The sequence below is a fragment of the Nocardiopsis sp. LOL_012 genome (assembly GCF_048060475.1).
Taxonomy (GTDB): Bacteria; Actinomycetota; Actinomycetes; order Streptosporangiales; family Streptosporangiaceae; genus Nocardiopsis.
This window is the reverse complement of the sequence record NZ_JBHMIV010000016.1, coordinates 28,474-41,234: the sequence shown is the minus strand read 5'-3', so window position 1 is coordinate 41,234 and position 12,761 is coordinate 28,474. Positions and strand designations below refer to the sequence as shown.

The 12,761-nt window shown below is 70.4% G+C and carries 15 protein-coding genes; 8 read left to right on the top strand and 7 right to left on the bottom strand.

What is annotated here, in order from left to right:
- The first annotated feature begins 24 nt into the window (after positions 1–24).
- Both ACFHWE_RS12440 and ACFHWE_RS12435 read left to right on the top strand, forming a co-directional pair.
- Positions 25–708, top strand: a complete 684-nt coding sequence (locus ACFHWE_RS12440) for a TrmH family RNA methyltransferase (RefSeq protein WP_416601445.1) — start codon at positions 25–27, stop codon at positions 706–708.
- Between the two features lie 57 nt (positions 709–765).
- Entirely contained in the window at positions 766–1,401 is a 636-nt protein-coding gene (locus ACFHWE_RS12435; protein ID WP_416601337.1) for a GNAT family N-acetyltransferase, read from the top strand.
- 20 nt (positions 1,402–1,421) lie between these two features.
- Here ACFHWE_RS12435 and ACFHWE_RS12430 read toward each other — a convergent pair whose 3' ends face one another.
- The gene (locus tag ACFHWE_RS12430) at positions 1,422–2,018 is read right to left on the bottom strand and encodes a TetR/AcrR family transcriptional regulator (RefSeq protein WP_416601335.1); all 597 of its coding nucleotides are present in this window, start codon (positions 2,016–2,018) and stop codon (positions 1,422–1,424) included.
- Between the two features lie 28 nt (positions 2,019–2,046).
- On the opposite strand from ACFHWE_RS12430, the gene ACFHWE_RS12425 reads away from it, so the two are divergent.
- Together ACFHWE_RS12425 and ACFHWE_RS12420 are read left to right on the top strand one after the other, a co-directional pair.
- A complete protein-coding gene (locus ACFHWE_RS12425; RefSeq protein WP_416601334.1) occupies positions 2,047–3,636 on the top strand; it encodes an FAD-dependent monooxygenase in 1,590 nt (529 codons plus the stop codon).
- Positions 3,633–4,304, top strand: a complete 672-nt coding sequence (locus ACFHWE_RS12420; RefSeq protein ID WP_416601333.1) for an MBL fold metallo-hydrolase — start codon at positions 3,633–3,635, stop codon at positions 4,302–4,304. Before ACFHWE_RS12425 ends, ACFHWE_RS12420 begins: the two co-directional genes overlap by 4 nt.
- A gap of 60 nt (positions 4,305–4,364) precedes the next feature.
- On the opposite strand, the gene ACFHWE_RS12415 is transcribed toward ACFHWE_RS12420, so the two are convergent.
- From ACFHWE_RS12415 to ACFHWE_RS12405, 3 genes are read right to left on the bottom strand one after another with little or no spacing between them, the layout of a single operon-like run.
- Positions 4,365–5,111: a succinate dehydrogenase/fumarate reductase iron-sulfur subunit gene (locus ACFHWE_RS12415; protein ID WP_416601332.1), complete on the bottom strand. Its 747-nt coding sequence runs from the start codon at positions 5,109–5,111 to the stop codon at positions 4,365–4,367.
- On the bottom strand, positions 5,108–7,054 hold the full coding sequence (locus ACFHWE_RS12410; protein WP_416601330.1) for a fumarate reductase/succinate dehydrogenase flavoprotein subunit: 1,947 nt from the start codon (positions 7,052–7,054) through the stop codon (positions 5,108–5,110). Before ACFHWE_RS12410 ends, ACFHWE_RS12415 begins: the two co-directional genes overlap by 4 nt.
- Positions 7,055–7,741 (bottom strand): succinate dehydrogenase cytochrome b subunit, encoded by a 687-nt coding sequence (locus ACFHWE_RS12405; RefSeq protein WP_416601443.1) that lies wholly within the window; start codon positions 7,739–7,741, stop codon positions 7,055–7,057. It abuts the gene before it with no gap.
- 95 nt (positions 7,742–7,836) lie between these two features.
- On the opposite strand from ACFHWE_RS12405, the gene ACFHWE_RS12400 reads away from it, so the two are divergent.
- A complete protein-coding gene (locus ACFHWE_RS12400) occupies positions 7,837–8,787 on the top strand; it encodes a LysR family transcriptional regulator (protein ID WP_416601328.1) in 951 nt (316 codons plus the stop codon).
- 121 nt (positions 8,788–8,908) lie between these two features.
- Here the strand turns inward: ACFHWE_RS12400 and ACFHWE_RS12395 are convergent, their stop codons facing one another.
- The 3 genes from ACFHWE_RS12395 to ACFHWE_RS12385 all read right to left on the bottom strand — a co-directional run bounded on the left by ACFHWE_RS12395 (position 8,909) and on the right by ACFHWE_RS12385 (position 10,697).
- The gene (locus tag ACFHWE_RS12395) at positions 8,909–9,436 is read right to left on the bottom strand and encodes a hypothetical protein (protein WP_416601327.1); all 528 of its coding nucleotides are present in this window, start codon (positions 9,434–9,436) and stop codon (positions 8,909–8,911) included.
- A gap of 332 nt (positions 9,437–9,768) precedes the next feature.
- On the bottom strand, positions 9,769–9,939 hold the full coding sequence (locus tag ACFHWE_RS12390) for a DUF397 domain-containing protein (RefSeq protein WP_416601326.1): 171 nt from the start codon (positions 9,937–9,939) through the stop codon (positions 9,769–9,771).
- Positions 9,936–10,697: a Scr1 family TA system antitoxin-like transcriptional regulator gene (locus tag ACFHWE_RS12385; protein WP_416601324.1), complete on the bottom strand. Its 762-nt coding sequence runs from the start codon at positions 10,695–10,697 to the stop codon at positions 9,936–9,938. Before ACFHWE_RS12385 ends, ACFHWE_RS12390 begins: the two co-directional genes overlap by 4 nt.
- A gap of 152 nt (positions 10,698–10,849) precedes the next feature.
- Here ACFHWE_RS12385 and ACFHWE_RS12380 point away from each other — a divergent pair, with 152 nt between their 5' ends.
- The 3 genes from ACFHWE_RS12380 (at position 10,850) to ACFHWE_RS12370 (ending at position 12,350) form a co-directional block, all read left to right on the top strand.
- A complete protein-coding gene (locus ACFHWE_RS12380; protein ID WP_416601322.1) occupies positions 10,850–11,167 on the top strand; it encodes a hypothetical protein in 318 nt (105 codons plus the stop codon).
- A 41-nt stretch (positions 11,168–11,208) separates the two neighbouring features.
- Positions 11,209–11,508, top strand: a complete 300-nt coding sequence (locus ACFHWE_RS12375; RefSeq protein ID WP_416601321.1) for a hypothetical protein — start codon at positions 11,209–11,211, stop codon at positions 11,506–11,508.
- A gap of 140 nt (positions 11,509–11,648) precedes the next feature.
- Positions 11,649–12,350, top strand: a complete 702-nt coding sequence (locus ACFHWE_RS12370; protein ID WP_416601319.1) for a type IV toxin-antitoxin system AbiEi family antitoxin domain-containing protein — start codon at positions 11,649–11,651, stop codon at positions 12,348–12,350.
- Positions 12,351–12,761: the final 411 nt, after the last annotated feature.

Genomic DNA, 12,761 nt, shown 5'->3' with positions numbered 1-12,761 from the left:
CGGGTGAACGAACAGCCCGATCCGGTGACCGCCGCTCCGACCTCCTCCGACGACGGGGAGCGGCCCGGTGGCGTGGGTGTGGGGCCGTGGCCCGGCCCCTGGCCCACTGGGGAGCGCTACGACCCCGACCTCCTGGCCGAGGGCGACCGCCGCAACGTCGTGGACCGCTACCGGTACTGGCGGCACGAGCACATCGTGGCCGACCTGGACACCAGGCGGCACCCGTTCCACGTGGCGGTGGAGAACTGGGAGCACGACTTCAACATCGGTTCGGTGGTACGCACCGCCAACGCCTTCGGGTGCGCGGCCGTGCACATCGTCGGCCGCCGCCGCTGGAACAAGCGGGGCGCCATGGTGACCGACCGCTACCAGCACGTGCACCACCACCCCGACACCGCGTCGCTGGTGGCCTGGGCGCGCGGGCGCGGGCTCGCCCTGATCGGGATCGACAACCTGCCCGGTTCGGTGCCGGTGGAGACCTACCCGCTGCCGCGGGAGGCGGTCCTGGTGTTCGGCCAGGAGGGGCCGGGCCTGTCCGAGCAGGTGCGCGAGGTGTGCGAGGCGGTGTTGTCGATCGCACAGTTCGGCTCGACCCGGTCGATCAACGCCGGGGCGGCGGCCGCGATCGCCATGCACGCCTGGGTTCGTGCGCACGTGTTCGACCAGCCGGTCCCGGCCGCGGAGTCCACGGGCCCGTCCCGCCCGTGATGTTTTCGTGATCTAATGGTGGTGCGAGGCCCCCGACCGGAGAGTTGTGTGTTCCCGATGAGCCCCACCGTCACCGCCGCCGCCCGCCGAGCCACCATCGAGGACGTCCCGGGGGTGGCTCGCGTGCTGAGCCGGGCCCTGGCCGACGACCCGCTCTTGCGGTGGCTGTTCCCCGACGACGCCCAGCGCATGGCCCGTACCCGCCGCTTCTTCGCCCTGGCGGCGGGTTTCGGGTACATCCCGGCCGGTGACACCCGTGTGGTGTCCCTCGCCGAGGGCGCCTTCGAGGACCCGGTCATCCGTGCCGCCGCCCTGTGGGCCCCGGCGTCGAGCAACCCGGAGGGGCCGCTGGTGTCGCCGCGCGCCTGGCCGCACTGGGCCCCGCTGATCGGCCGTGAACGGCTGGGCGCCTTCGTCCGCCTGTGCGCCGAGTGGAGGATGGCCGCACCCCAGGAGCCGCACCTGTACCTGGCCGGGCTCGGCGTCGACCCCGCGCTGGAGGGCACCGGTCTGGCGAAGGAGCTGCTGGAGTCGGGGCTGGCGCGGTCCGACGACGAGGGGCTGCCCGCGTTCACGCAGACGCTGTCCCCCGAGAGCGCGGACTTCTACGAGCGGTTCGGTTTCCGGGTGGTCCAGCAGGTCGAGCAGCCGGGGATCGGGACCAGCCGGTTCCTCATGCGCACGCCCGCCTGACCCCTCGGGGCACGCGGCGCTCAGGGAGAGAGCAGACCGCGTGCCATGTCGCCCGCGGCCCGGCCGTAGTCGGCCGCCGACACCTCCGGGTCCCAGGCGCGCTGAAGGATGTAGCCCTGGATGAGGCCGAGCACCACGCGCGCGACGGCCCGCGGGTCCAGGTGTCGGGGCATCTCCCCCCCGGCCTGCCCGGACTCCACCCGTTCGCGCAGCCGTTGGAGGACCCCGTCAACCCCCGCGCCCAGCGCCTCGCGCAGGGCCGGGTCCCGCAGGGCCTCCCCCCAGGCCTGCACGGCCAGCCGGGTGCGCGCGTCGGCCCGGTCCAGCGCGTCGATGGTGGCGGGCAGGTCCGCGACCAGTTCCGGGAAGGGCTTGTGCTGGTCGACGGAGGTCCGCACCACGCCCTGGACGGCGTCGATCGCGTCCAGGGAGATGGCGACGATGATGTCGTCCTTACTCGGGAAGTAGCGGTAGACCGCCCCCGGTGAGAGCCCCGCCTCGTCGATGACGTCGCGCATGGACGTGCGGTGGAAGCCCTCACGGGCGAAGCGGGTCGCGGCGGCGGCCAGGATGTGTTCGCGCCGCTGGGCGAGGTAGGCGTCGGAGACTCGTGGCATGCGTCCACCATAGAACGAACGTTCGCTCTTGACATGTCGACGGATCCGGAGGAGCCTAAAAAAGAACGAACATTCGCTTTCAGGAGAGGTCATGACCGACGTCCTCATCGTGGGAGCCGGCCCCACGGGGCTCGCCCTCGCCACCCGCCTGACCGACCTCGGTGCCCGCGTCCGGATCATCGAAAAGCACGAGAGCGTGCTGGAACTGACCAAGTCCGCCGCCCTGCACGCCCGTACCCTGGAACACCTGCGCGACCTCGGCACGGCCGACGCCGTCCTGGCCGAGGGGCAGCCCGTGGAGATCCTGACCCTGCGGACCGGCTACCGCGACCGCGTCTCCGTGGACTTTCGCACCCTCGCCGACACCGCCTACCCCCTGATGATCGACATTCCCCAGGCCCGCACCGAGCACCTGCTCATCGACGGCCTGGCCGAACGCGGTGTGGAGGTCGAACGCGGCACCGAGTGCACCGGGATCGAACAGGACGCCGACGGCGTCCGCGCCACGGTCTCCGTCCGCGGCACCGAGCACACCGTCGAGGCCCGCTGGGCGGTGGGCTGCGACGGCTCGCGCAGCACCGTGCGCGACCTGCTGGGCATCGGCATGGCCGGGGAGCCCTACGCCGACGACTGGGTCCTGTGCGACGCCGAGGTCGACTGGCCCCTGCCCCGCAACGAGATGGCCTTCTCCGGGGACACCGAGGGGATCTTCGGCGTCTTCCCCCTGCCGGGAGAGCGGCGCTTCCGCCTCGCCTACACCGCCACCGGGGCCGAACCGAGCATCGAGGACGCCCAGCGGTGCATGGCGCGCACCGGCATCGACGGCAGGATCCGCTCCGTGGAGGAGTTCTGGACCTTCTCCCTCGCCCACAAGCAGGCCGTCCGCTACGGCGGCGGGCGCGTCCTCCTGGCCGGGGACGCCGCGCACGTGCACACCCCCTTCGGCGGGCAGGGCCTCAACCTCGGCATCGGGGACGCGATGAACCTGGCCTGGCGGCTCGCCCTGGCCGCGCGGGGGGCCGATCCCGCGCTGATCGACGGCTACGAGACCGAGCGCCACCCGGTCGCCGCCCAGGTCATCGCCTTCACCCACCGGGGCGCGCAGGCCATGTTGATGCGTGGCGACCCGCGCCGCCACGTGCGCGACGCCCTGCTGACCGCGGCGGGATCCTCCGACCGCGCGCGGCGCGGCCTCGCCCGCCGCTTCTCCCAGCTCGACCACCGCTACCGCCGTGTGGCGGGCAACACCGGCCGCGGGGGCGGGCTGGTCGGCGGCGACCGGCTCCCCGACACCGCCTTCTTCGACGGCGTCGCCGAGCGGACCCGGCACCTGCACGACCTGCTGCCGAGCGACCGGCACACCCTGCTGCTCACCGACCCCGCGCAGGCCGAGGGGCTGTCCGTGCCCGCGCCCCACGCGGTCCGCCTCATCACCCCGGACTGGGCCCAGGCCCGCGCCGACCGCGACACGGTCACCGCGCTCGACCGGGCCGAGTCGCTGTCGCGCCTGTACGGGTCGGCCTACCTGGTCCGGCCCGACCGGCACGTCGCCCGGATCGGCTCCCCCGCCGAACTGGTCGCCGCCCTGCCCGAGACCACCCGCGAGGAGTCCCGATGAACGCCGCCGTCGTCCCGGTCCCCCTGGGCGCCTCCACCGCCTACGCCGTGCGCGGCGAGCGCACCGTCCTCGTGGACACCGGCTTCCCCGGAGGGGAGGACCGGCTGCTCACGCGCCTGCGCAAGGCGGGGGTCGCGCCCTCCTCGATCTCCCTCATCGTCCTGACGCACTGCCACCCCGACCACGCGGGCGGCGCGGCCGGGCTCAAGCGGAGGCTGGGCGTCCCGGTGGCGGTCCACGAGGCCGAGGCCGCGTGGGCCGAGTCGGGCACGAGCGAGCTCTACCGGCCGCTGAACCTCTTCGGGAGGCTCCTCGACCGCACCCTGGACACCGGGTTCCCCGGCTTCACGCCGGACGTGGTCCTCACCGGCGGCGCGGACCTGGCCGCCCACGGGGCGGGGGCGGACGTCCTGCACACCCCCGGGCACACACCGGGTTCGATCACGCTGCTGTGCCGGGAGAGCGGTGACGCCGTGGTCGGGGACCTGCTGGCGGGGAGCATGGTCCGCCGCGACCGGCCCGGACCGCCCTTCCTCGCCCAGGACACCGCGGAGCTGTGGCGCAGTGCCCGGCGGGTGCTGGAGGCGGGTCCCCGGAGGTTCCTGTTCGGGCACGGCCGCCCGGCGTCGGCGGCGTCGGTGCGCCGCCTGCTGGCCGCCTGCACCTGACCGGCGCGAAAGGGGCCGCGCCCTTGACGGACGCGGCCCCGTGGCCGAGGGAGCGGCGGTCTAGCCGTTGCCCCTGCTGAGCGAGCCCAGCAGGTCCCGGTTGAGCTGGGAGATCGTGTCCAGCGGGATGCCCTTCGGGCAGACCGCGGCGCACTCACCGATGTTGGTGCAGCCGCCGAAGTCCTCCTCGTCGTGCTGGTTGATCATCTTCACCACGCGCGCGTCCCGCTCGGGCTGGCCCTGCGGGAGCATGCCCAGGTGGGTGACCTTGGCGGCGGTGAACAGCATGCCGGAGGCGTTGGGGCAGGCCGCCACGCACGCGCCGCAGCCGATACAGGTCGCGGCGTCGAACGCACGGTCAGCGTCCGGCTTCGGGATCGGGTTGGCGTGGGCGTCCGGGGCGGTACCGGTCGGGGCGCTGATGTAGCCGCCCGCCTGGATGATCCGGTCGAAGGAGCCGCGGTCCACGATCAGGTCCTTGACCACCGGGAACGCCGTGGCGCGCCACGGCTCCACCGTGATGGTGTCGCCGTCGTTGAAGCTGCGCATGTGCAACTGGCAGGTGGTGGTGGTCTCCGGGCCGTGGGCCTCGCCGTCGATCACGACCCCGCAGGCACCGCAGATGCCCTCACGGCAGTCGTGGTCGAAGGCCACCGGGTCCTCGTTCTCAAGCGTGAGCTTCTCGTTGAGGACGTCGAGCATTTCGAGGAAGGACATGTCGGGCGAGACGTCGGTGAGCTCGTAGCTGGCCATCCGACCCTTGTCGTCCCGGCCCTTCTGGCGCCAAACGCGCAGGGTGATGTTCACTTGTAGCTCCGCTGCTTCATCTCGACGTACTCGTACTCCAGGGCCTCCTTGTGGAGCACGGGCTTGCTGTCCTGGCCACCGAACTCCCAGGCCGCGACGTAGGCGAACTCGTCGTCGTGGCGCAGCGCCTCGCCGTCCTCGGTCTGGCTCTCCGCGCGGAAGTGGCCGCCGCAGGACTCGCGGCGGTGCAGGGCGTCGATGCACATGAGCTCGCCCAGCTCCAGGAAGTCGGCCACGCGCCCGGCCTTCTCCAGGGCCTGGTTGAGCTCGTCGTTGGTGCCGAGCACCTTGACGTCGCGCCAGAACTCGGCGCGCAGCTCGCGGATGCGCCCGATGGCCTTGGTGAGGCCCTCCTCGCTGCGCTCCATGCCGCAGTACTCCCACATGATCTGCCCGAGCTCCTTGTGGAAGGAGTCGACGGTGCGGGAGCCCTGGATCGACAGGAGCTTGTCGATACGAGAGGTGACCTGCTCCTTGGCGGCGACCGCGTCGGGGTGGCTCTCGTCGAGCCGCTCGAACGGCCCGTCCGCCAGGTAGTCGTTGATGGTGTTGGGCAGGACGAAGTAGCCGTCGGCCAGCCCCTGCATCAGCGCGCTGGCGCCCAGGCGGTTGGCGCCGTGGTCGGAGAAGTTGGCCTCACCGGTCACGAACAGGCCCGGGATGGTGCTCTGGAGGTCGTAGTCGACCCACAGACCGCCCATGGTGTAGTGCACGGCCGGGTAGATCCGCATCGGAACCTCGTAGGGGTTCTCGCCGGTGATGCGCTGGTACATGTCGAACAGGTTGCCGTACTTGGCCTCGACGGCGGACCGGCCCATGCGCTTGATCGCGTCCGCGAAGTCCAGGTAGACGCCCAGACCGCCGGGGCCGACGCCGCGGCCCTCGTCGCAGACGTTCTTGGCGGCGCGGGAGGCGATGTCGCGCGGCACCAGGTTGCCGAACGCCGGGTAGATGCGCTCCAGGTAGTAGTCGCGCTCCTCCTCCGGGATCTGGCGCGGGTCGCGGTCGTCGCCCATCTCCTTGGGCACCCAGATGCGGCCGTCGTTGCGCAGCGACTCGCTCATCAGGGTCAGCTTGGACTGGTAGTCGCCGCTGACCGGGATGCAGGTCGGGTGGATCTGCGTGTAGCACGGGTTGGCGAAGAGCGCGCCCTTGCGGTGCGCGCGCCAGGAGGCCGTGACGTTGCAGCCCATGGCGTTGGTCGACAGGAAGAACACGTTGCCGTAGCCGCCGGTGGCCAGCACCACGGCGTCGGCGAAGTGCGTCTCGATCTCGCCGGTGACCATGTCACGGGCGATGATGCCGCGCGCCTTGCCGTCCACGACGATGACTTCGAGCATCTCGTGGCGGGTGTTCATCTTGACGGTGCCCGCCGCGATCTGGCGCTCCAGGGCCTGGTAGGCACCGATGAGCAGCTGCTGGCCCGTCTGGCCGCGCGCGTAGAAGGTGCGGGACACCTGGACGCCGCCGAAGGAGCGGTTGTCCAGCAGGCCGCCGTACTCGCGGGCGAACGGCACGCCCTGGGCCACGCACTGGTCGATGATCTCGACACTGGTCTGGGCCAGGCGGTAGACGTTCGACTCGCGGGAGCGGAAGTCACCGCCCTTGACGGTGTCGTAGAACAGCCGGTGGATGCTGTCGCCGTCGTTGCGGTAGTTCTTGGCGGCGTTGATCCCGCCCTGCGCCGCGATGCTGTGCGCGCGGCGCGGGCTGTCCTGATAGCAGAAGGACGTGACGTTGTAGCCCGCCTCGCCCATGGTCGCCGCCGCGGAGGCTCCGGCCAGGCCGGTGCCGACGATGATCACGGAGAGCTTGCGCCGGTTCGCGGGGTTGACCAGCTTGGCGGAGAAGCGGCGCTTGTCCCAGCGCTCGTTGATCGGTCCCTCGGGGGCCTTCTCGTCCCGGATCGGGGCGCCCTCGACGTACAGGTCGTTCTCAGACAACTAACTCACCAGTCCAAAGGTGACCGCCAGGGGCGGGAGGAGGAAGCCGACGGTCACGATCAGCGCGATGGCCACGGCGACGCCGTTGATCTTGCCCTGGCGGGGCGCCTTGTTCAGGCCCAGGGTGGCCATGCCGCTCCAGATCCCGTGCCGCAGGTGGAAGCCCACGGCGATGACCGACGCGACGTAGAACAGGGTCACGTACCAGTACTCGGGCTGGAATCCGTTGACGAGCCGCTCGTAGGGGCTGTCGGACCTGCCGCCGGGCGCGATCGTGTTCGTCGTCAGGTGCAGGATGTGGAAGATCACGAAGAGCGCGATGAGGACGCCGCCCCAGCGCATCGTGTACGAGGCGTAGGAGCGCTGCACGCGCTTGGTCACCGCGTACCGGTGCCCGCGGGCCTTGCGGGCGCGGATCGTGAGGACCGCCGCGCTGTAGATGTGGATCAGGATGCTCGCCAGCAGGACGACGCGCGCGATCCACAGGAAGCCCTCGTGGGGCAGCAGCGGGTAGCCGAGGTCGCGGAGCCCCTCGGCGTAGCCGTCGAAGGCCTCCTGGCCAGCGAAGACTTTCAGGTTGCCGTACATGTGCGCGATCAAATACAGCACGAGGACCACGCCGCTGACAGCCATCGCTGACTTGAGCGCGACCGTGGATCCGTAGGCCGTAGACCGCTTCTTGGTCAAGGTACTGTTCGCCACAGCCTGTCACTTTAATTTCGGGTTAAGTTCGTCGTCCAAGTCATCATGACCCTGGTGTCCATAGCCGTAGGCTATGGAGCATGCAGTTCCAACAGCTCGCGTACTTCGTCGCTGTGGCCCGCACGCGCCATTTCACCCGCGCAGCCGAGCTTTCGCGCGTCGCCCAGCCGAGCTTGAGCAAACAGATCCGCAGCCTTGAGAGCGAGTTGGGCGCGCCGTTATTCAGTCGTGCCAGGGGAAATATCACACTCACCCCGGCGGGCGAGGCGCTGTTGCCGCTGGCCCAGCGCATCCTCACCGACCTGGAGACGGCCCGCCGCGAGGTGGCCGAACTGGCCGGGATCCGTCGTGGCCGGGTGCGCCTGGGCGCCACGCCGTCCCTGTGCGCGGGGCTGCTGGCCGACGTGCTCGCCGACTTCCATACCCGCTTTCCCGGCATCGAACTCCACGTGGAGGAGAGCGGTTCGCGCGACCTCATCCGCGACCTGGGCCGGGGCGAGCTGGACCTGGCCCTGATTATCCTGCCCCTGCACAGCAGCGACCCGGATTTCGCGACCACGCCGATCCTGCGGGAGAACCTGGTGGTGGCGAGCCCGTTCGCGCTGCCCTCCCCCAACGGCCGGGCCTCGATGCGCATCACGGAGCTGAAGGGCCGCCCGCTGGTGATGTTCCGGCGCGGCTACGACGTACGCGAAGCGACGCTGCGGGCGTGCCGCGCGGCCGGGTTCGATCCGGAGCTGGCGGTGGAGGGCGGCGAGATGGACGCGGTGCTGCGGTTCGTGGAGGCGGGCCTGGGGCTGGCGGTGGTGCCAAGCATGGTGCTGCGCAGCCGGCCGGGCCTGCGCGGCACGCCGCTGGCCCGGCCGCGGCTGCTGCGGACGGTGGCGCTGGCCCAGCGCCGGGACGTGGAGCCCTCCCACGCCGCCGACGCCTTCCGCCGCCACCTGGAGCGCTACCTGCTGGAGCTGCCCCCCGAGGAGCTGGGGCCGGACCTGGAGGTGCTCATCTCGGGCGGGGAGTCGGCGGGTTGAGCCCTGCACCCGGTCCCACCTCGCGATCGAGGTTCGTTCTACGGCGAGAATAGGCGCCGAGGTTCGCCACAGGGCCAACCTCGACCACACGACAACGAACCCCGAGCACACAACAGCGAGTTCACGCGGCCGCCCCGCTCCGTCGGTCGGCGCGCTGGTCCTGCCAGAGGCGGACCAGCCGCGCGAGTTCGTCGAACTCACCGGGCACCGGCGGGGGCGGCCCGGCGAGCAGGTCCCCGGCCGGGCGCGGCGCGGGTGCGCTCGGGCGCGCGTGGGCCGGGGTGTAGGGGACGGCCGGGACCCGGCTGCGGCGCGGACCGGGGGTGGTGGCGCGGGCGCGCAGGCGGCGGGCGGGGTGGTCCTGGCCGTAGGCGAGTGCGCGCTCGTAGGCGGTGTAGTAGGGCCTGATGAGGGCGGCCTCCCGGGCGGGCATGCGCACGGTGGGCGGCGCGAGCCTGGAGGCGGGTTCGGGCACAGCGGGCACGGCGGGTGCGGGGGGCGGCGCGGCGGCCTGCTCGGGGGCGGGAAGGGGCGCGTAGCGGCGGACCCGGGCCGAGCGGCGGCGGACGTGGCGTCCGCGCGCGGGCAGGAGGAAGGCTTCGAGGGTCTCCAGGGCAGACCTGAGGACCGCACGGCTAGAATGAGCCATGTCGGCAATCCTTGTCTTCAAAGGTGGAAGTTGCTGACCACGACCCCGGCCGGTTGTCTACCGTCGCGGGGTCTTCGTCATATGCAGTTGGGCTTTCGCAAAGAAGATTAGGGCATGCGGGGAGTGGTGTCGCACCTTTCTGCGAAGTCGGGGCGGAAAAGTTCGATCGGACGGACATCATCCCAGCTCAGAGCGGCTCACAGAAAGGGATGAGCCGTTTTCATCCCCGAGCCAAAACTATCCCTTTGGTCCGAATTGAAATCATTTGCACACCCCCACCGGGCACACAAAAGGGGCGGTGCTTCCCCGTGGAAGCACCGCCCCTCGTAGCGCTATCGCTGGGCCTTGAGGGAGTCCACGAGCGCGCTCCACTCACCGGCCGCGAACTCCAGATGCCCCAGCTCGCGGTTCTGCGTGTCCCGCACCGCCGTGGCGACCCCCTCGGCGACCTCAACACAATCAGCTCCGTTATGGCTGTAGCTGCTCTTATGCCAGTCGTTCATGCCAGTTCCCTGAGTACTTCGAGCGAGTGTCGGGCCGGGAGTGCGACCGCCAGCGCTCCCAAGACAAGCGCGTGCAGGCGCTCATGCGTGTGAGTCGGGTGAATGACACTACCAGCCGCGTTATCGCTGGTAATCACCGATTCCCCAGAGTGCAGCCGAAACACCATCATCGGTGACGGGGGGTCCAACAGGACCGACCCCTCCGGCACCAGGTGCACCGTTGCCCGCCCCGAAGCGACGACGTCGAGCAGGTGGGCAGACTGCTCCTTCCGGACCTGCTCATCCACCCCTTTCAACGTAGCCACCGGGAACACCGCCGTGACACGGAGCCTGGGAAACCGGTCGAACATCTCCGTTCGGATCTTGACGAGGCGCGCGATCTCCTCATCGGAGGCGAACGGCCAGCCCGTTCGAAACAGCAACGCCGCGTACAACGGGCTCTGGAGATAACCGGGCACGAGCACCGGAGACACGATCTGCACCGTGCGCGCTTCCATCTCAATGTGGGTGATCGAACGTGCCCACTCCGGCCACATAGCCCCCGAGGTGGCCTCGCGCCAGGCGGCCAGCAGCTTCCCCTCCGCGCCCAGCTCGGCATCCAGTGTTTCCGCCATGGAGAGCTTGGGCATCGCGTGCCCGTTCGTCCACCGGGAAACCGCCGCGACCGACGCGTTGACCCGCGTGGCGAGCTGTTTCTGGGAAAGCCCGTTCAGCTCCCGGAACTTGGTGAGCACATCGAGGAAGGGGGGTTCCGCCATGCGCAACAGGTTACGCCGGGATTCCTCACCGCATCAGGCGTTTGCCGAAAGTTCGCGGACGGTGGAGGGACCCCTACCCGGAGCCACATGCTGAGTCCAGACGGGTCGCGGCAACCGACCGGCCCGGACACGAGCGGAGAGCGGTGGGCACGGTGGCACGGCAGACGGGCGACGACGAGACGCGGTACACGGCCGCCCGGAGGCTCCACGCACGGCACCAGCCGCTGTGGCTGGTGCTGTGGGGCGCGGCCTCGCGCCGCTACATCGCCTTCTACCAGGGCGACGCCGACGTGACGCCGCTGACCGACACCACCCCGCACGGGCTCGACGCCCGGATTCGCCAGGCCCAGGCGGTCATCGCGCGTACCCGCCCCCACTCGTACTGGCACTGCCCGGTTCGGGGATGCGCGTGGACCTCGATCACGCCCACACCGCACGCGCCCTGCCCCGGCCCGCGCGAAGCGCCGTAACGGCGGACGGACCACCCGACACGAACAGACAGGAGTCACCCGTGTTCCCCACGTCCCAGCAGGAGCACCCGCCGCTCCCCCGGCGTGTGCGGCGGTCGGCACCGGCCGCAGCCCCCGACGACCTCTCCGAACTGGCCCGGGCCGTGCGCGCCCTCCTCCGTCTACGCCCCGACCTGGCCCGCCCTGTCCCCACGCTCTGGAGCACCCCGCCCCCGCCGATGCTCCTCACCGATCTGCTCATCGCCCTGGACCAGGTCCGCCGCCTCGCCCTCAGCATCGGCGCCGACCAGGAGGCCGCCGAGATCACCCGCCTCATCCACACCCTGCGCACCACCATGTGATCCCAGTTCACAGCCTGCCCAGAGGGGAGCCCGAAACCTCACCCGCTAAGCACTTCGATCTATAGCTGAAGCGGATACTTTGCAGCATCAAGCCAGATTGAGGTCTGCATTCTGTAGCGCCATCGCTATAGAATGCAGACATGGTTCTCATGACGAGCATGGCCGCCCTCGCCGACCTCGCTGAGGAACAGGGAGGGCTGTTCACCCGCCGCCAGGCCGAGACCACCGGGATGGCCTGGAGCACCCTCTCCCACCTCTCCTCGGAGGCGGCCATCGTCGAACGCGTGGCCCACGGCGTCTACCGGATGAGGGGCGCCCCCGCTCCGGAGCACCTGGAGCTGCGCGCGGCGTGGCTACAACTCTCGCCCGGCACCCCCGCCTGGGAACGAAGACCTGCTGACGGCGTCGTCTCCCACCGGTCGGCCGCAGCACTCTACGGATTCGGGCACCTGCCCGCCGACATCCACGAGTTCACCCTGCCCAGACGCCGACAGTCCCGACGCCCCGACCTGCGCCTGCATCGCGGCCACCTCACCGAGACCGAGTGGACCTCCCTGAACGGTCTTCTGGTGACCCGACCGCAGCGCATCGTCTCCGACCTGCTGTCCGCCCGCGAAGACCCCGGTGCGGTGGGTCAGGTCCTGGCCGAAGCACTGAGAGACGGGCACAGTCACCCTGCCGCGATGGCCCGTTCCCTCTCCGGCTACGCCGCGCGTTTGGGCCTGCGCCGCGGTGACGGGGTGGCCCTGCTGCGCTGGCTCCTCGAACTGGCCACCGCCCCCGAACGAAACCACTGGCTCAGCCAGATTCCCGACACGGAAACAAGCACCGCACCGCCATGACACTGAGCGCTTTTCATCGTGCTTCGCGGAGTTGAAGCACGATGAAAAGCGCTCACTGGATCAGGAAATCCGTGTCGTCTCCCCGTTCCTCGATCCACTTCTCCAAGGAACTGTCTCAGGGGCTTGGGAACCCCAGGCAGCGATGTGGACGACGCTGACGAGGTGAACCCGCTTTCTCGGAACAGGGGGAGGCAAGGTCGGGGTGACCGTGGCAGACTGGACGCGCGGAGACTCCGTGCAATCGGCGGGGCGTGTACACCGAATCCGGTTCGGACGCGAAAACCCGGGTTTGCGTGCACGGCGTTTGCGCTGGTCACAGGACCGCAAGCACAAAAAGTGACGTGCATCACGTACCATCGAGAGCCTTGGAGGCCGGTTGCGTGCAGGAGGGGTGCATCACCGCAGGTCAGA

What these genes read in the sequence shown, in the direction of transcription:
- ACFHWE_RS12435 (WP_416601337.1), top strand. Translation starts at nt 766, where the DNA reads ATGAGCCCCACCGTCACCGCCGCCGCCCGCCGAGCCACCATCGAGGAC.
- ACFHWE_RS12430 (WP_416601335.1), bottom strand. Translation starts at nt 2,018, where the DNA reads ATGCCACGAGTCTCCGACGCCTACCTCGCCCAGCGGCGCGAACACATC.
- ACFHWE_RS12420 (WP_416601333.1), top strand. Translation starts at nt 3,633, where the DNA reads ATGAACGCCGCCGTCGTCCCGGTCCCCCTGGGCGCCTCCACCGCCTAC.
- ACFHWE_RS12400 (WP_416601328.1), top strand. Translation starts at nt 7,837, where the DNA reads ATGCAGTTCCAACAGCTCGCGTACTTCGTCGCTGTGGCCCGCACGCGC.
- ACFHWE_RS12395 (WP_416601327.1), bottom strand. Translation starts at nt 9,436, where the DNA reads ATGGCTCATTCTAGCCGTGCGGTCCTCAGGTCTGCCCTGGAGACCCTC.
- ACFHWE_RS12390 (WP_416601326.1), bottom strand. Translation starts at nt 9,939, where the DNA reads ATGAACGACTGGCATAAGAGCAGCTACAGCCATAACGGAGCTGATTGT.
- ACFHWE_RS12385 (WP_416601324.1), bottom strand. Translation starts at nt 10,697, where the DNA reads ATGGCGGAACCCCCCTTCCTCGATGTGCTCACCAAGTTCCGGGAGCTG.
- ACFHWE_RS12370 (WP_416601319.1), top strand. Translation starts at nt 11,649, where the DNA reads ATGGTTCTCATGACGAGCATGGCCGCCCTCGCCGACCTCGCTGAGGAA.